Below are 16697 nucleotides of genomic sequence, written 5' to 3'. Positions count from 1 at the left end.
GATTTTTTCTTGAGCGGTTTACGATTATACATGAAAAAATTGTTAATCACTGGGGCAAGTGGTTTTTTAGGATGGCATCTTTGCCAGCTTGCAAAACAAGAATGGGAGATTTATGGCACTTATTTATCCCATCCTTTAGAGATTCCTGAGATGAAAATTTTACAAGCAAACTTAACAAATTTTCAGGAATTGAAACGTATATTTAATGATGTCAAACCAGAAGCAGTTATTCATACTGCTGCACATTCACAACCAAATTTTTGTCAAACCCACCCTGAAGAATCGCACGCAATTAACGTCACAGCATCTTGCAATATTGCCGGACTTTGCGCGGATAATTCTATTCTTTGTGCTTTTACTTCAACCGACTTAGTTTTTGATGGTTTAAATGCTCCATATCGAGAAACAGATGCCGTGTGTCCTGTCAATCTTTATGGCGAGCAAAAAGTCATGGCAGAAGCAGGTATGCTAGAAAGATATCCCATGACCGCAGTGTGCCGAATGCCGTTGATGTTTGGTGCAGCAACACCCACAGCGAAAAGCTTTATTCAGCCATTTATTCAAACTTTACAAGCCGAAAAAGAACTAAATTTATTTATTGATGAATTTCGCACCCCAGTAAGTGGAACAACTGCCGCCAAAGGACTTTTATTAGCATTAGAAAAAGTTAATGGCATCATTCATTTAGGTGGCAAAGAGCGGATTTCACGTTATGATTTTGGACAGATATTAGTAGAAGTATTTCAACTTCCCGCCACTAGACTTAAATCCTGCCGCCAACAAGATGTGAAAATGGCAGCACCTAGACCAATAGATGTTTCTTTGGATAGTTCCAAAGCTTTTGCATTGGGGTATCAGCCTTTATCTGTAAGGGAAGAATTAGAAGCAATACAATTGAGTTAAAGCTAAGTGTTAAAACTAAAAACGGAAATAAGCTATTTTGGAATGCGATTACTCCGGCACACTACACTTAGGCATCTCAACCGTCACGCTTTCTATAAAACCGATACCAATCTGCAAGCAGATCGTGCAGCATTTCCTTGGATTGTTACCTGGGAGTTGCATCGGTTCGCGGATATTGTCTGCGATCGCACTAATTACCTACAATCTACTATTGTCCCCACACCCCTGTTATGCTAATGGTACGCCCTTGCTCATTAAAATAGACTTTCACCCATACCCTGCCATTTTGTACAGATCCTCTTTCCCGAATAATATTGTTATCGGCTCCGTGAGCCGCCCTGATGATTATGTAATTGCAATTAATTGGCACTTTCCATATTGGTCCACCCAATGGCTCTGCTGCGTCGTAGTCTGCTCCTAGCACTAAATCCTTAACATTAGCATCTGTCTCCATTAATACGGTGTTAGTTGTACCACGCCCATTGTTTGCTCGATTTAACGTTGCAGTTTCTGCTTGTGCCTCGGTCTGTGCGAGATGATCCGAGATGAATGTGTTACTGCTGTTATTTGCCGTGTAATTGTGTTGAGGTCCACCAATCGGTGTCTTTTGAACTAGATATGATGTTATGTTGAGTTCTCTTTGCAATGAGGGCTGCTCATGTGACAAATACCTCTGTATACCACCATTTTGCTGCACAACGTGTGTCAATTCATGCGCTAACAACTCTTGTCCGCCCCGACTCCCTGGATTATATTCACCCGAACGAAAGAACACATCTTGCCCAGTCGTAAAAGCACGCGCCTGAATTGACCGATTCAACTGGTCAGATTGACCATCCGTGTGAACCTTTACCCCACTGAAATCTGCGCCAAATGCCCGTTCCATCGGTTCGCGGATATTGTCTGCCATCAATTGTCCACCACCCCTTGCTTGGTTAATGGAGGCTTCCAGGTCTGGTGTAGCAGCCATTCCAGCATTAGCCTGACGCTGCACCATCGGCTTCATCTGTAATTCTTCCTCATCTTCTGGCAATGCTTCTCGTTGCAATGTGCTATTGTCGAGGGATTTCATTTGCAATTCTTCCTCATCCTCTGGCAATGCTTCTCGTTGTAATGTGCTATTGTCCAGAGATTTCATCTGCAATTCTTCCTCACCCTCTGGCAATGCTTCTCGTTGCAATGTGCTATTGTCCAGAGATTTCATCTGCAATTCTTCTTCATCCTCTGGCAATGCTTCTCGTTGCAATGTGCTATTGTCCAGAAATTTCATTTGTAATTCTTCCTCATCTTCTGGCAATGCTTCTCGTTGCACCAAAGGAGTGATGGAATTTGCCAGAGGTTTCATCTGCAATTCTTCTTCATCTTCTGGCGCTTCTTCTCGTTGGATAGACTGGCGATTTACAGGTTGCGCCATTGTTTGCATTACTTGCTGTGCAACGCTATCAGCTTCCTGTTCGTATTTGTCTCCAGGCTGGCTAATTGAGAGTTTTGCTTGGGTACGCAGTGGTATGCGACTGATATCGTGAGTAACTGGTTTGTGCAGTGGTTGTATTTTAGGAATTGCTTGGCGTGAAATTGCCGACGACTCCAAACCAAAGCCGCGTATCGGTTGTTTCAGGGATGGAATTGAGAAGCCTGTAGTAGTTTTTTTCTGCCGACTGACATGTTCTCTCATTTTCTTCTCCAAATTGCCCAAGCAGTAGCTAGATGAATATTTTACTGTTAATAATATCTAGATTACTGCGATCGCACTCACAACACAATTTATCGAAAGTATAAAATTTTTGGAACCCGATTCTATGGTATCGAGCGATCGCACTCAACCCAACCGATAAGATTGGCGATCGCACTAAAATGTTAAGTAAATCAGAAAACGTTAACAATGCCAGCTAAAGATAAATTTCATGCTGTGGTTAGAATTGCTTTAGAAAAGGAGCAGTGGAAGATAACCGATGATCCTCTGCGACTGGAAGTTGGCGGAACTAAGTTTGAAATAGATTTAGGTGCAGAACAACTGTTAGCGGCAGAGCGAGGTGAAGAAAAAATTGCAGTTGAGATTAAAACGTTCCTGAGTGATTCACCACTAACAGATTATCATGCTGCGTTAGGACAGTTTTTGAATTATCGGCTTGCCTTAGAAATCAGCGATTCAAATCGCATTCTCTATTTGGCAGTGCCTATAGGTGTTTATGAAGCTTTTTTTAAGCGGGAATTTGCCCAAATATCTGTAGAGAGATATCAGATTAAACAAATTATTTATGACCCAATTCAAGAGGTAATTGTACAATGGATATCCTAGAGTCTAATCGCCATATCATTCAGTCCTTGTTGACGGCTTATGCTGCTATCCCCATCGCAAATGGTCAGATTGATTGTTACACCGTTTTTGATACAAAACAAGACCATTACATGGTTATGAATGTGGGATGGGATGGTCATCGGCGAGTCTATGGTTGTGTTTTACATTTGGATATTAAACAGGGAAAAATTTCGATTGAGCAGAATATGACGGAAATGAGAGTGGCTCAAGAACTTGTAGAGCGAGGGGTTCCAAAAGATGATATTGTTTTAGGATTTCAATCTCCTGAAATGCGGGAATATACGGGCTATGGAGTTTTTTAACGACAACATCGCACTCGTAACACAATTTGTCGAAAGTCTAAATTTTCGGGAACCCCATTCTATAGTATCGAGCGATTGCACTTCTGCCTTCTTGGAATTAACTTCTGCCAAGACGTTTCGGTGTTTCGCGCACTCTGTATCAACTTCTGCCTTCTCGGAATTAATTTCCGCCAAGACGTTTCGGTGTTTCGCGCACTCTGCATCAACTTCTGCCTTCTCGGAATTAATTTCCGCCAAGACGTTTCGGTGTTTCGCGCACTCTGCATCAACTTCTGCCTTCATGTTTGAGTGTTTCGCGCACTCTGTAGCAACTTCTGCCTTCCCTGAAGTAACTTTTGTCTTCAAGTAAGAGAACTCTAAAAAATAAATCATCCAATTTCACCGAATCAAAAGGACTTTCTCTTCCCCTGCAAAGATATCCTTGCTCCTCTACAAGAGCTGCAATTGCAGTTTAATTCAATTTAGAATAAGATGTATCTCCAGCTTTGTGAATTTCAATCATGTCCAGTAGGGTGCGTTAGCGACAGCGTAACGCACGGCACCATATTCCAATTCTTCTAAATATCCCAAATACTGTTAAGCACTTCTGAAACTTCAATCATTCCCCAATTTTGCGGATAAACACCTTGCTGGATAAACCGATGAATAGTTGAAAATTGCCAATCCTGTGGAGTCAGACATAATTGATGTCGCACAGGATTGTAATAGACTTATTGGCATTTGTTGGGAAAAGGGTAAGGGGGAAAGTGGGGTCCCCTCTGGGGATAAGGGGCAAGGGGAAAGGAACAATAAAAAACATGAGTCCCTTTAACCTTTCCCTTTTTCCCACAAGAGTGCAAAAGTTACTTTTGCAAGAGGTCTAATGAATATAATCGCAATGTTTGGCAAAATCTCTATCGTTCCGAATCAGATGTTCCCAAAATCTTCTTTGCCATAAATTGCGTTCTTGTCGTTTTTGTCGAGAGGTAGAAATATCAGTATTAATTCCCAATTGCTTAGCATACTGTTTGGTGACAAAGGTTTTAATTAATCGCATTCGAGTTGATAAATCGCTATCTCCTTCTGGTAAATTCAAGTTGAAGCTTCAGCAGGCGCATTATCTATCAGCCATGCTTCACCTGCTTTTTCACTGCTGCTATATCCCGTTGTATAGCCCCAAGGTACTGCCGACACGCCCATAGCAATTAAGATACTTGGCACCAGCTTTTCATCTAATTCAGCAACCTGGAATTCCTTCTTTATTTTCTCCAAGATAAATTGTCGTGGATATTCTGGCATCATACTTAAGGTCTCCCGACTCTTCTTCATTTCTTTCCAAATCTGATTGAAAGCAAACTTTTGACCAAGCTCCTTCCATTGCTCTTTACGTTTTCCATACTCTGCCTGAGCAGCAGCCAATCTTGTTTTGAGATCCGCTTCGCTTATTCCGCCCTTATTGTCTTTATTTTGTTGCATAAAGGCTAAAGTGCCAAGATCAAGAGAAGGATAGGTAACTTCTGCAAAATTGCTAACTTTTAAAGACCAATTATCCTTCGTGTAAATATGGTCAACACTATCTGAGGCTGTTAGGTCTAGCCATGCAATATGGTTGCTTCCTTTTTTTAACCGCAAAACTAAATCAGGACGGGTTCCACCCATTGTTACCTGTGTATCCACTGAATACTCTCCACCAATTTTGGGGTGAAACTCCGAGTTTGAGTCACTCACCAACGATTCGATCACATATCCAAAGGCTGCTGCCATCAACTTCGGGCGCTTTTGCGATAAATGTTCATTCCACTTTTGAACCCAAAGTTTGGTATAACCGTTCAATTCCCCATAAGCTCCTAAACTAGGTACGGTGATTGCATAGTTATATGCCTTTTGAACAGTTTCATTATAGGCTGTGAAGAAAGCCCTAGATGCCTCGGCGCTTGTTGGATCGGATTTGTCATAGGTAGCATTTTCGATATCTCGCTGGATTACAGGTTCTCTGGTTTCGCTACCTATCATTAACATCGGCAATCGCTTCACCATCGGCTTCATCTGTAATTCTTCTTCGTTCTCTGGCGCTTGTTGTCGTTGTATGTCCAGAGATTTCATCTGCTGTGCGACGCTATCGGCTTCCTGTTCGTATTTGTCTCCAGGCTGGCTAATTGAGAGTTTTGCTTGGGTATGAAGTGGTATGCGACTGATATCGTGAGTCAGTGGTTTATGGAGTGGTTGTATTTTTGGAACCGCTTGGCGTGAAATTGCCGACGACTCCAAACCAAAGCCACGTGTTGGGTGTTTCAGGGATGGAATTGAGAAGTCTGTAGTAGTTTTTTTCTGCCGACTGACGTGTTCTCTCATTTTCTTTTCCTGGTTGCCCAAGCAGTAGCTAGATAAATGATTTTACTATTAATCACAATTTAGAGTACTGCGATCGCACTTGTAACACAATTCACCCAAAGTCTAAATCCAGGCAAAAACTAAGTTCGACTTTTGGCTACTTTTGATTCTGATGCACTACCTTTAGCCTGGATTTAGGGAGAGTTTTTTTATTTATGGATTCAAAACAGCAACAAAATTTTTTCACCTTCGATGGAGATGTTGGCGGTACTGCTGGATACGCTGGGGTTTCGGCGGCATCTGATGCAAGCAAGGCAGCTATTGCTGCGGGTAAATACCTCAACGACTCACTGCTGATGAACCAGCTTACAGAGCACGTATATAAACTTTTGCTAGAAGATTTGCGATCGCAGCGCGAAAGGGTAGGTAGTTATGATTCTCAAAGGTGGTTGTGATGGCTACAGGCGCTAATAATGGCAACATTACTCATGAATTAAATTATGTCACTACTAATCGTTTCTATGTAGAAATAGATAGTTCTATTGCTGCATCTTTTGCGGAATGTTCAGGATTAAGTATTCAAATTAAGAAAAATGTTTTTCAGGAAGGTGGTGTTAACGACCAGCAAAGAATTTATTTAGGTCATACAGAATTTGCAGACATCACTCTTAAACGTGGAGTTACCGATCATCCAGGTTTTTGGAACTGGATGAATGCAGTTTTTGATGAAAAAAAGAAAACATCTCGACGCAATGTCAATATTCTGATTTTCAATCAAGCCGGTGAAACGATGATGAGTTGGACTTTGATTGGTGCTATTCCTATAACCTGGAAAACACCTGCACTCCAAGCAGATGGTAAGGCGGTTGCTATTGAAGAATTAACTTTAGCTTATGAAGGCTTACAAGTTGCAAGGTCTACAGGAGGAGGCACTTCTGTACAACGGAATCAAAAAAGTGGATATTTCGTTTCTAGCTAATTGGCTATTTTTAAACGATAACTATGCAAATTATTCAATCTCCACTAGGAAACAATATTCAGCCCCTTGGGATAATATCATCTTTATCAAATCCTGAGAGAATGGTATTGAGAAAACAGTCTCCTTCTCTGTATTCACGAAGTAATTTTATTAACCCAATACAAACTCAACTCCCATTAGCTAAATCGTCTAAATTTTTCTTATCTCGTGAATATAAACCCTCGATACAATCATTAATAGGTTGGGATAGTTGGGATAACGAAGAGATAAATGGTGGTTTTCCATTACTTGAATCTGATTCTTTTGAATCAATAACTTTCCCAAAAAATAGTCATGTTAATAATAGTGAACTAGCAAAAGACAGTATTCCAGATATCCTGCAAAATCGGATTGATAAAAAAAGGAGTGATGATACCTCCCAACAACAAAACATTAAAGGTAAATCTAAATCAAAAAAAATAAATAAACCTCAAAAGCCACTTGATAAAAAATCAAAATCAAAATCTAAAAAAGCAGTAAAATCATCTGTGGCTAAAAATATCGTTCAAAGCAATATTACTATTAATGGTAATGAAGATAGCTTATTAGCATCAGATGAGCCTCTGTCTGTTGAGGCTAATTTGGAAATACCCACATTGCAACTAGATAATGCTGTCGTTGAAAATTCTCTAGCTTTGCCGTCAGCACTTACCTCACCCGCTCTTGATGATGCAACTACTTTAACCCATCCTTTGGCGAATGATGAAAATACTGTAGTAGAGCATATTGTTGTACCTAATTCTGAGTCTTCAGTTGCAAAAAAAACTATTGCAATACAACCAGAAATTGATTCCGGTGTTTCAAGTGAGTTTCTAGCGAGTATACCTGTTCAGCTAACACCTACCTCAGCCGAGATTGAAGATACACCTAATTTATTCAGAAACTCTGATAATAATGAACCGTTAGTAATTTCAGAGTCACAGTCTGCTATGGTGGTTAATGTCTCGGATGCCTCAGCAAATCTGACTTCACTGCAACGTGACAGCTATCTTGAGAGTACTAATAACGAGTTTACAGAAAGTCAGCCCATTTTAGTACCACCTGAGATTGTTGAAATACCAACAATTAGCGCCATATTGCCTGAGATAGGTGAAACTGCGATCGCACCACTTCTCACCACATCACCTGAGATTGCTGAAATACCAACAATTACTCCTACATCACCTGAAATTGGTGAAACAGCGATCGCACCACTTTCCGCTACATCGCCTGAAATTGGTGAAACTGCGATCGCACCACTTTCCGCGACATCGCCAGAGATTTCTGAAATACCAACAATTACTCCTACATCGCCTAAGATTGGTGAAACTGCGATCGCACCACTAATCGCGACATCGCCTGAAATTGGTGAAACACCAACAATTACTCCTACATCACCTGAAATTGGTGAAACTGCGATCGCACCACTTTCTGCGACATCGCCAGAGATTTCTAAAATACCAACAATTACTCCTACATCGCCTAAGATTGGTGAAACTGCGATCGCACCACTTTTCGCCACATCATCTGAGATTGTTGAAACACCAATAATTATTCCTACATCATCTGGAATTGGTGAAACTGCGATCGCACCAATTACCACCACATCAACTGAGATTTCTGAAACGCCAGTAGTTAGTGCCACATCGCCTGAGATTGGTGAAACTGCGATCGCACCGCTTACCGCTACATCAACTGAAATTTCTGAAACACCAATAATTACCACCACATCAACTGAAATTTCTGAAACGCCAGTAGTTAGCGCCATATCGCCTGAGATTGGTGAAACTGCGATCGCACCAATTACCACCACATCAACTGAGATTTCTGAAACGCCAGTAGTTAGCGCCATATCGCCTGAGATTGGTGAAACTGCGATCGCACCACTTTCCGTCACATCGCCAGAGATTTCTGAAATACCAATAATTACTCCTACATCATCAGAAATTGGTGAAACTGCGATCGCACCACTTTTCGCCACATTACCTGAGATTTCTGAAACACCAATAATTACTCCTACATCATCAGAAATTGGTGAAACTGCGATCGCACCAATTACCGCCACATCGCCTGAGATTGGTGAAACTGCGAGTATTTTCAGGGAAATTATTGACAATGAACAAATAGTAGAATCAGAATTTACCTCTGCGGTAACAAATGAAGAAAATCCTGAAATATTAACCTTTGTTGATACCTCAGATAATCCCATCTCCCCACAAAATGAGGTAAACACACTACCTCAAGTTGAGCAAAATGCGATCGCAGAAAATTTGCCAGCACCTAAAGGTTATGCTACTGGTGGCCACGTAACAGATTCCCGCGTTGAAAATCGCCAGCAAATAGCAGCCTCGGATACAGTACCTGCAATGCTTACGCCTGGGGAGTTTGTGATTAATACTAGAGATGCACAGAAGCATTTACCTTTACTACATCACATCAACACGGGTGGAACACCGCAGGATATTATTCTTCCAAGTTTACAGACACCCAATTCCACAGAACCAGAAGAAACAATTTCTCCAGAGACTCCGACTAAAGTCGATTCTTTTTCAGACACTTCATTACAGCTAAAAAGCGCTGAGACTGATTCACCTGAGATATCCAATTCTTTAATTCCTTCTTCCTTGGGATTGAATATTAGTAAACAGAGACTTTCGATCCTCAATTCTCCAGAGATTCATACCCTTCATAATGAAACAATTGATGTAGGTGAATCCTCACCTCAATACTCGTCGCCTCCCCTGATTTTCCGAAAAGCAAATTCTCCCACTAAGACATCTTCTCAATGGTCAAATACACCTTCTCAATGGTCGAGTGTGGAAGATTTACTAAATGGAAATGATGATGAATTCACTAGCTTTAATTTTAATGATGGAGAATTTAATAGCCAAAATTATGAACTTTCTCATGTTTCAGAATCACCACAAGTTTTTGCTAAACATCTTCCTTCAGCTAGAGGCTTTGCTGATGGTGGAGAAGTTACTCCACCCGACATATCTAGAGAAATAGCACCAGTAACTGAGACGATAGAGAGCGCATCCTCCATTTTTCAAGAAGATGATAAAGATGATACCGCCGATATTGAAGCTCTAGCTCGTGAAGTTTATAGCAGATTACGACAACGAATAGAAATTGAGCGAGAACGTCATGGTGGTTCCTCTGGTAGATTACCTTGGTAAATTCGTATTCAATAATTAATTTTAGGAGAATACTCAAATGGCAAGTCCAGCAATTATTGTTATTCAAAAACGTCAACCGCAACTTGAGAAAGCCAAACTTGTAGCTTATAACGGTGAAGCGCCAGATATTGAATTAATGTTTAATCCTACAGATATTAGTTTCTCTCGGACTGTTAAGTGGGAAAGTAAGGATGGAAATAGAGGAACTACTCTACTTCCGAAAGTAAACTTTTCTGGCGTTGAACCTTACAAATTCACGCTCAAACAGTTACTTTATGATACTTATGAAACAAAAGAATCGGTGATGAAAAAATATATAGATAAAATTAAGAAAGGTGTAGAAACTATCAGTAAAGCAACTGATAAACGACCACCTGTTTATATATTTACATGGGGAAACGAGTATTTTTATTGCGTAATCACGAGTTTAACCTACACTTTAAATATGTTTTTGAGTGATGGTACACCAGTAAGGGCACTGGTAGATATAGCCTTACAAGAAGTAGATAAGAATAACCTTCCTGGAGGACGTGAATCTGCTTCTACAGGCAATGCTCGTGCGGGAGATCAAAAAGGACAAACACTGAGTAAAACATAATAAGTAATACCAATTTGAAAAAAGAATGCGACAAATAGACCATTTGTAAAGACGCGATGAATCGCGTCTTTAGCCAAAGAGGTGTTACTGAACATTCCATAAGTTATAAATTAATAATTATGCCTGCAAAAAAAAGCCTTTATTTAAGCGAACCTAAAATACAAATAGATGGAAAACAAGCTTCTCCTGAATTAATGAAGGATTTGTTGCAAATCACAATCGAAGAAAGCCTTCATTTACCAGCAATGTTTACGCTAGTAATCCATAACAGCTATATTCCCGCATCTGACCGACCAGAAAATAAGGCTTGGCGACATGAGCCTTTATTTAAAATTGGGAAAAAAGTGAAATTGGGTTTTACTTCTAGTACGACTCTAGATAATAACTTCCAAGAGGAGGTAGGAGAATTCCTCATTGAAGGCGAAATTACAGCGATGGAAGTTAACTTCAATGAAAAATCTGAAGCTGATATCATTGTTCGCGGTTATGATATTTCTCATCGCCTGCACAGAGGTCGTTATAATCGTTCTTTTTTAAATAAAACTGATAGCGATATAGTCAAGCAAATAGTTAAAGAAGTAGGCATAAAGCTGGGCAATATAGAAGCAACTGGTGAAGTTCATAAGTATGTATTTCAAGAAAATCAAACCAATATGGAGTTTTTGCGAGAAAGGGCTGCTCGCATTGGTTTTGAATTATTTATTACAGAAGAAAAGCTAAATTTTTGCAAACCAAAAACTCAGGGATCTTTATCACTAAAATGGCTAGTTGATATTAATAAATTTAGTACCCGTGTTACTAGTGCTGAACAGATAAGTTCTGTAGAAGTACGCGCCTGGGACTATACCCAGAAAAAATTAATTAGTGGAACAGCCAAGAAAGAAAAGCAAATAACCGAGACAGGTAATCGCCTAGGAAGTAGTACTAGTAATGCATTTTCTAATCTTAAGTCTCCCAAAATGATTGTTGTAGATAAACCTGTTGCCAGTAAAAAACAAGCAGACACGATGGCTCAGGCTTTGTGTGATGAACTAGGGGGAGAATTTGTTTATGCAGATGCCAAAGCAGAAGGGAATCCTGAGATTCGACCGGGACGGGTTATTAATCTTCAGGGTATGGGCGATCGCTATAGTGGTAAGTATTATGTTACAGAAACCCGCCATTTCTTCAGTCAACGCGTTTATGAAACTTATTTCAGCGTGCGGGGACTACGTTCTGGTAGCTTATTCACAACTCTATCCCCAGAAAAACGCTTACAGCCATCTGAGACTTTATTAGTGGGAATTGTCACTGATAATAAAGACCCAGAGGCATGGGGGAGGGTGAAGGTTAAGTTTCCCACGCTCACAGAAGAACATACAAGTGACTGGGCGAGAGTTGTAGCTGTGGGAGCAGGTCAAAATAGAGGTTTTGACTGTTTACCAGAGGTAAACGATGAAGTTTTAGTAGGTTTTGAGCATGGCGATATCCACCGTCCCTACGTTATTGGCGGAGTATGGAATGGCAAGGATGCACCACCAGAAAAAGTAAGGGATTCAGTTACAAGTGGTGTAAGATTACGCACCATTAAAACTCGTGTAGGTCATACTCTACAGTTTATTGAAGAAGATAAAGGAACTAGTAAAAAAGGTATTCGCGTAGAAACTGAATACGGTCACAAAATATATCTTAATGACAGTCAAAGGTGTATAGAGATTGAAACCAAAGGCGGTCATAGAATCAAAATGGACGATATGGGTAAATCTGTTTCAGTGAAATCAACAGGTAATATGTCATTAGATGCTGCCGGCAATATTGACATTTCAGCCAACGGTACGATTACAGTTAAAGGTGCGTTGATTCGACTTAATTAATTCGTAATTCGTAATTCGTAATTCGTAATTAACACAATAGGAGGTTGTCGTGGGTAGACCAGCAGCAAGAATTACTGACAATGTAGCGCATCCCCTACCCCCAGTCTTAACAGGAGGGCCGGGTAGTCCCAATGTGTTGATTGGGTCTTTACCTGCGTGGCGAGGTGTGCTTGCTGCCGCAGTACCAGGTTTGCAGTCCGCCAAAACCGCTTCTGATACAGCTATCAAAGCGGCTGAGGCTGCTACTTTAGCGGCGGCTGGTACGCCAGGGGCACCTGCTGCCTTAGCTGCTGAACAAACTACAAAGGCAACATCAGCAGCTACTATGGGTAGTGCGATCGCTGCTGCTGCTGCTGGTGCTGATATTCATAATTGCGCCACACCTCTACCCGTCCCTCCTCACGGGCCTGGGGTTGTGATTGACGGTAGTCAGACAGTGCTGATTAACAATCTGCCTGCCTCTCGCATGGGCGACACCGTTTTAGAAGCATTAGGGCCGCCGAATAAAATTATCAAAGGTAATCCCACTGTTTTGATTGGCGGCTGAGTGAAGATGTTAGAGTCGTAATGCCTAAAATCTCCGTCATTCATGCGTTGTGCTGCGAAATTTTTGGTGGGAGTAATACACAGACATTGTTTAAAGGTTTTTGGGTTACTCTGAAAATATAGTCAGTAAGGTAGTCCTGCTATGAGTATTGTCATTTCAGACGAAATCCTGCAAGCATCTAAGCTTACACCAAGCGAGTTTCGGCAAGAAATCGCATTGTACCTGTTCCAAACAGGCCATCTAACGTTAGGCTATGCCAGCAAATTAGCAGATATGCCCCTTAATGCTTTTCGTCATCTTCTCAAGCAACAAAATATTCTGCTTTACTCTTATGATGTTGAGGATTTTGAACTGGATTTGAAGAACTTACGAGATTTAGGGCGGTTGTGATCGTCATTAGCGATACATCGGCAATCACAAGTCTGGGAGCAATCAACCACTTAAAACTGCTACCTCAACTCTACAATCAAGTCACGATTCCTGAAGCGGTATATCGTGAACTCGCAGATATCGATCCCCCTGTTCCGGGAACCATCGAAGTTCAAACGGCTTCCTGGTTAGAGGTTAGACAAGTCATTAACCGCGAGGTTGTTGAGCGTCTTCAAAATGAAGTGACGCTAGATCCTGGAGAGTCTGAGGCGATCGCTCTTGCCCTAGAGCTTGATGCAGATTTACTATTGATTGATGAGCGTCGTGACAGAGCGGAAGCTAATCGTTTAGGAGTCAAGATTACTGGATTGCTAGATATATTGGTTGAGGCAAAGCGAAAAAAATTGATTGTTGCTGTAAAACCCTTGATCGATGCACTAATTGCCACATCAGAGTTTAGAGTATCTTCAGCCTTGTACAATCAGATTTTGGATATAGCGGACGAAACTTAATTCAAAGGGGAAGGCAATCAGTCTTGAATTACGAATTACGAATCGGTAATTATCTCGACCTTTGGCGAATAGGCTTAAACCTTCTGTGCCGATATCTTTGAAGATATCCATGTAACAGCTGTCTAAGTGCCAGATATGGTTTATGGTCGCGATCGAGCCTATTTGGGAACAGGTTGGGCTTATCCATTGCATTTAAACGTGCAAGGTGGGATACAACTTAGCCGTGAAGATCAAAAAGTTAAAGAATCTATTTGGATTATCCTCCGCACGGGTGTAGGTGAGCGGGTTTATCGACCTACCTTTGGTTCGCGCTTGTCGGAACTGGCGTTTGCACCTTTAAATAGCGATACCCTACTGCGAATCCGCCTTTATGTCTTGGAAGCTTTAGAAGTTTGGGAACCACGCATTACTATCGATGAAGTTATCACCGATCCCGATCCAGTGCGTGGCAGAGTGGACATCATCATCAATTATCGGCTCAAAGACAGTCCCGATATTTATAGTTTTGTTTATCCTTATTATTTGGTGTCAGCTGGGGAGGAATCGTGAACTTTGATTTTTTACCGAAATTACCTTCTTCCAACTTAGACGATCGCGCCTTTGATGATTTGGTGCAAGAATGTATCATGCGTATTCCTCGCTATTGTCCAGAATGGACTGACCACAACCTCAGCGACCCAGGAATTACGCTTATTGAGTTATTTGCTTGGTTAACTGACCAAATGTTGCTCAGATTCAACCAAGTACCTCGAAAAAATTATGTTGCTTTTTTAGAATTACTAGGTATTCGTCTCCAGCCTCCCGCCCCAGCCCGCACAGAATTAACTTTTTATTTAAGCGCTGCATTACCTGAAGCCTACACGATTCCGGCAGGATTAGAAGCTTCAACTATCCGCACTGAAACTACAGAAGCAATTACCTTCAGCACAGATTCTCCTCTAATTATCGGCAAACCCCGCATCCAACATTTCTTAACTGCCCAAACTACCGAAGATATTCCCCAATCTCTGCGCGAAAGAGTCACAACTTCCTGGACTCGTCAATCTAACGGTTACTGGACAGGTAACGAACAACCGATATTTGAAGAAGAACCCCAGCCTGGTAATTGCTTTTATTTAGCAATAAATTCTGACGATCCTTTAGACGCTAATGTTTTAGAAATTATTTTCCAAGGGGCTGCGGCTACCCCTGCGGGAATTAACCCCAATCAACCACCCCGGAGATGGGAAGCTTGGGATGGGGAAAATTGGCAATCAGTTTTATTGCAAGAATCAGATGATAAAACTCGCGGTTTCAGTTTTTATGAAATCGCCCAAGAAGGTGAAAACCCGTCTCAAGGTGCAGAGGTACGTCTGCATTTACCGCAAATTTGGCCTGTGGCTAATTTTACCTCTTATCGAGGTCGCTGGTTGCGCTGTAGCTTTGTAAGCACAGAAGCGAATGAAACTGGTTACAATCGTCCGCCACGAATTATTGGTTTAGCAGTGCGTTCAATTGGCGGTACTGTTAGGGCTAGCCATAGTACGCTGATTCAAGATGAGCGATTGGGAATTAGTGATGGTACACCCGGTCAAAGTTTCCAGTTACAAACAGCACCAATTTTAGAACGCCGAGAAGATGAGTATATTTTAGTTACTCCGGCTGGTGGTTTGCCGCAAAAGTGGACTGAAGTGAGAGATTTTGCTGATTCTGGACCGCATAACTTTCATTACACCATCGATTCCATCACTGGTACAATCCAGTTTGGGCCGCTGATTCGGGAACCTAGTCAACTTAAACAGCATACTCAGGTAAGATCAAGAATTCAGCAACCATCACTAGATGACACATCTGTACAAGTTCTCGAAAATAACCAGTCGGAACACCAATATGGGGCGATTCCTCCCCGTGGTGCAGAGATTAGGATGGTTACTTATCGTACAGGCGGCGGTAGAGAAGGCAATGTTCAAACTGGGGCAATTCAGTTTTTGAAGTCTGCATATCCATACATTGCTAGTGTGGTCAATCGCGTACCAGCAATCAATGGGGCGGATGCCGAATCGCTGGAACAAGCTGTAATGAAGGCTCCCCGCATCCTCCGCACGCGCGATCGCGCCGTCACTGCTGAAGATTTTGAAGTTTTAACTCAACAGGCGGGTGCTGGTGCGATCGCTCGCGTCCGGTGTTTGCCAGCAAATTCTCGCAGACAAGCTGGTATAGTTAGTTTACTGGTAGTTCCTTATGCAAATACAGATGCGATCGCCCAAGGCAATGGGATGACACCAGAAGATTTTGCTCTCAGTAATGCCCTCCAAGAGCAAATTTTGAGTTATTTAGATGAAAGACGCTTATTAGGGGTACAAGTAGAGTTACAAGAGCCGAATTACGTAGGCGTTTCGGTACAGACAGAAATTGCTCTAGAGCCAGCATACAATAATCCTTTTGCCAGCGAAGAAATTCGCCGGAATTTAAGGCGATCGTTGTATAAATATTTAAATCCCTTAACTGGAGGAATCGACGGCAAAGGTTGGCTATTTGGGCGACCAGTTTATACATCAGATATTGTCGCATTACTGCAACAAACCCCAGGCGTGCGTCATTTAGGCCCCGTCTTGCTATTTCCCATCCGCAAGCAAGGAGAAAATTGGCGACGACAACCATCACCAGAACAATTGATCGATCCGGGATCGGAAGGTTTGATATGTTCTTGGGCTGATACAAATCTGCGTTCCAATCACGACATCCAAATAATTCGTAATTCGTAATTCGTAATTCGTAATTTGTCATTTGTCATTTGTCATTAGTTATTTTATTATTCTCCCTTGCTC

Annotated in this window: 18 protein-coding genes; 14 read left to right on the top strand and 4 right to left on the bottom strand. The window is 41.5% G+C overall.

Translation table 11 applies throughout. The annotated features are described in order from the left end of the window. Positions 1-30: 30 nt before the first annotated feature. A complete protein-coding gene (locus RMZ42_RS10060) occupies positions 31-903 on the top strand; it encodes an NAD(P)-dependent oxidoreductase (RefSeq protein WP_322671291.1) in 873 nt (290 codons plus the stop codon). A 42-nt stretch (positions 904-945) separates the two neighbouring features. Beyond that, a complete protein-coding gene (locus RMZ42_RS10055) occupies positions 946-1140 on the top strand; it encodes a hypothetical protein (protein ID WP_322671409.1) in 195 nt (64 codons plus the stop codon). Here RMZ42_RS10055 and RMZ42_RS10050 read toward each other — a convergent pair. Then, positions 1112-2578, bottom strand: coding sequence for a DUF4157 domain-containing protein (locus RMZ42_RS10050; protein ID WP_322671290.1), 1467 nt, complete (start codon positions 2576-2578; stop codon positions 1112-1114). The genes RMZ42_RS10055 and RMZ42_RS10050 overlap by 29 nt on opposite strands. A 28-nt stretch (positions 2579-2606) precedes the next feature. After that, positions 2607-2786 (bottom strand): hypothetical protein, encoded by a 180-nt coding sequence (locus RMZ42_RS10045; protein WP_322671289.1) that lies wholly within the window; start codon positions 2784-2786, stop codon positions 2607-2609. Between RMZ42_RS10045 and RMZ42_RS10040 the strand changes: the two genes are divergently transcribed. Both RMZ42_RS10040 and RMZ42_RS10035 read left to right on the top strand, forming a co-directional pair. After that, positions 2786-3202 (top strand): XisH family protein, encoded by a 417-nt coding sequence (locus tag RMZ42_RS10040; protein WP_322671288.1) that lies wholly within the window; start codon positions 2786-2788, stop codon positions 3200-3202. The two genes, RMZ42_RS10045 and RMZ42_RS10040, sit on opposite strands and share 1 nt — an antisense overlap. Beyond that, the gene (locus RMZ42_RS10035) at positions 3190-3525 is read left to right on the top strand and encodes a XisI protein (protein WP_322671287.1); all 336 of its coding nucleotides are present in this window, start codon (positions 3190-3192) and stop codon (positions 3523-3525) included. The genes RMZ42_RS10040 and RMZ42_RS10035 overlap by 13 nt, the downstream gene beginning before the upstream one ends. Positions 3526-4384: 859 nt before the next feature. Here the strand turns inward: RMZ42_RS10035 and RMZ42_RS10030 are convergent. Continuing rightward, positions 4385-4600 (bottom strand): hypothetical protein, encoded by a 216-nt coding sequence (locus RMZ42_RS10030; protein ID WP_322671286.1) that lies wholly within the window; start codon positions 4598-4600, stop codon positions 4385-4387. Further along, a complete protein-coding gene (locus tag RMZ42_RS10025) occupies positions 4597-5856 on the bottom strand; it encodes a hypothetical protein (RefSeq protein ID WP_322671285.1) in 1260 nt (419 codons plus the stop codon). Before RMZ42_RS10025 ends, RMZ42_RS10030 begins: the two co-directional genes overlap by 4 nt. A 194-nt stretch (positions 5857-6050) precedes the next feature. Here RMZ42_RS10025 and RMZ42_RS10020 point away from each other — a divergent pair, with 194 nt between their 5' ends. From RMZ42_RS10020 to RMZ42_RS09975, 10 genes are all read left to right on the top strand, one after another. Beyond that, positions 6051-6290 carry a hypothetical protein gene (locus tag RMZ42_RS10020; RefSeq protein ID WP_322671284.1) on the top strand — a complete coding sequence of 80 codons (240 nt, stop codon included), beginning with the start codon at positions 6051-6053 and terminating at the stop codon, positions 6288-6290. After that, positions 6290-6814 (top strand): phage tail protein, encoded by a 525-nt coding sequence (locus RMZ42_RS10015; protein WP_322671283.1) that lies wholly within the window; start codon positions 6290-6292, stop codon positions 6812-6814. The genes RMZ42_RS10020 and RMZ42_RS10015 overlap by 1 nt, the downstream gene beginning before the upstream one ends. A 23-nt stretch (positions 6815-6837) precedes the next feature. Then, the gene (locus RMZ42_RS10010) at positions 6838-10011 is read left to right on the top strand and encodes a hypothetical protein (protein ID WP_322671282.1); all 3174 of its coding nucleotides are present in this window, start codon (positions 6838-6840) and stop codon (positions 10009-10011) included. Positions 10012-10048: 37 nt separating this feature from the next. After that, a complete protein-coding gene (locus RMZ42_RS10005; RefSeq protein ID WP_322671281.1) occupies positions 10049-10609 on the top strand; it encodes a hypothetical protein in 561 nt (186 codons plus the stop codon). Between the two features lie 119 nt (positions 10610-10728). After that, a complete protein-coding gene (locus tag RMZ42_RS10000) occupies positions 10729-12462 on the top strand; it encodes a VgrG-related protein (RefSeq protein ID WP_322671280.1) in 1734 nt (577 codons plus the stop codon). 49 nt (positions 12463-12511) lie between these two features. After that, complete coding sequence (locus RMZ42_RS09995; RefSeq protein ID WP_322671279.1) at positions 12512-13009, top strand: PAAR domain-containing protein; 498 nt, start codon at positions 12512-12514, stop codon at positions 13007-13009. Positions 13010-13150: 141 nt separating this feature from the next. Beyond that, positions 13151-13399, top strand: a complete 249-nt coding sequence (locus RMZ42_RS09990) for a UPF0175 family protein (RefSeq protein WP_322671278.1) — start codon at positions 13151-13153, stop codon at positions 13397-13399. Continuing rightward, positions 13396-13890: a DUF3368 domain-containing protein gene (locus RMZ42_RS09985; RefSeq protein ID WP_322671277.1), complete on the top strand. Its 495-nt coding sequence runs from the start codon at positions 13396-13398 to the stop codon at positions 13888-13890. The genes RMZ42_RS09990 and RMZ42_RS09985 overlap by 4 nt, the downstream gene beginning before the upstream one ends. A gap of 135 nt (positions 13891-14025) precedes the next feature. Further along, positions 14026-14439, top strand: coding sequence for a GPW/gp25 family protein (locus tag RMZ42_RS09980; RefSeq protein ID WP_322671276.1), 414 nt, complete (start codon positions 14026-14028; stop codon positions 14437-14439). Beyond that, the gene (locus RMZ42_RS09975) at positions 14436-16634 is read left to right on the top strand and encodes a putative baseplate assembly protein (protein ID WP_322671275.1); all 2199 of its coding nucleotides are present in this window, start codon (positions 14436-14438) and stop codon (positions 16632-16634) included. Before RMZ42_RS09980 ends, RMZ42_RS09975 begins: the two co-directional genes overlap by 4 nt. Positions 16635-16697: the final 63 nt, after the last annotated feature.

Origin of the sequence: Nostoc sp. DedQUE05 (genome assembly GCF_034530955.1) — a bacterium.
In the GTDB taxonomy this organism is placed as follows: Bacteria; Cyanobacteriota; Cyanobacteriia; order Cyanobacteriales; family Nostocaceae; genus Nostoc.
The sequence above is the reverse complement of the archived record's forward strand: the minus strand, read 5'-3'. Positions and strand labels throughout refer to the sequence as shown.

Bases quoted from the DNA above. Each gene is read 5' to 3' on its own strand.
- RMZ42_RS10060 (WP_322671291.1), top strand. From the start codon at position 31: ATGAAAAAATTGTTAATCACTGGGGCAAGTGGTTTTTTAGGATGGCAT.
- RMZ42_RS10055 (WP_322671409.1), top strand. From the start codon at position 946: ATGCGATTACTCCGGCACACTACACTTAGGCATCTCAACCGTCACGCT.
- RMZ42_RS10050 (WP_322671290.1), bottom strand. From the start codon at position 2,578: ATGAGAGAACATGTCAGTCGGCAGAAAAAAACTACTACAGGCTTCTCA.
- RMZ42_RS10040 (WP_322671288.1), top strand. From the start codon at position 2,786: ATGCCAGCTAAAGATAAATTTCATGCTGTGGTTAGAATTGCTTTAGAA.
- RMZ42_RS10035 (WP_322671287.1), top strand. From the start codon at position 3,190: ATGGATATCCTAGAGTCTAATCGCCATATCATTCAGTCCTTGTTGACG.
- RMZ42_RS10025 (WP_322671285.1), bottom strand. From the start codon at position 5,856: ATGAGAGAACACGTCAGTCGGCAGAAAAAAACTACTACAGACTTCTCA.
- RMZ42_RS10020 (WP_322671284.1), top strand. From the start codon at position 6,051: ATGGATTCAAAACAGCAACAAAATTTTTTCACCTTCGATGGAGATGTT.
- RMZ42_RS10015 (WP_322671283.1), top strand. From the start codon at position 6,290: ATGGCTACAGGCGCTAATAATGGCAACATTACTCATGAATTAAATTAT.
- RMZ42_RS10010 (WP_322671282.1), top strand. From the start codon at position 6,838: ATGCAAATTATTCAATCTCCACTAGGAAACAATATTCAGCCCCTTGGG.
- RMZ42_RS10005 (WP_322671281.1), top strand. From the start codon at position 10,049: ATGGCAAGTCCAGCAATTATTGTTATTCAAAAACGTCAACCGCAACTT.
- RMZ42_RS10000 (WP_322671280.1), top strand. From the start codon at position 10,729: ATGCCTGCAAAAAAAAGCCTTTATTTAAGCGAACCTAAAATACAAATA.
- RMZ42_RS09990 (WP_322671278.1), top strand. From the start codon at position 13,151: ATGAGTATTGTCATTTCAGACGAAATCCTGCAAGCATCTAAGCTTACA.
- RMZ42_RS09980 (WP_322671276.1), top strand. From the start codon at position 14,026: ATGGTTTATGGTCGCGATCGAGCCTATTTGGGAACAGGTTGGGCTTAT.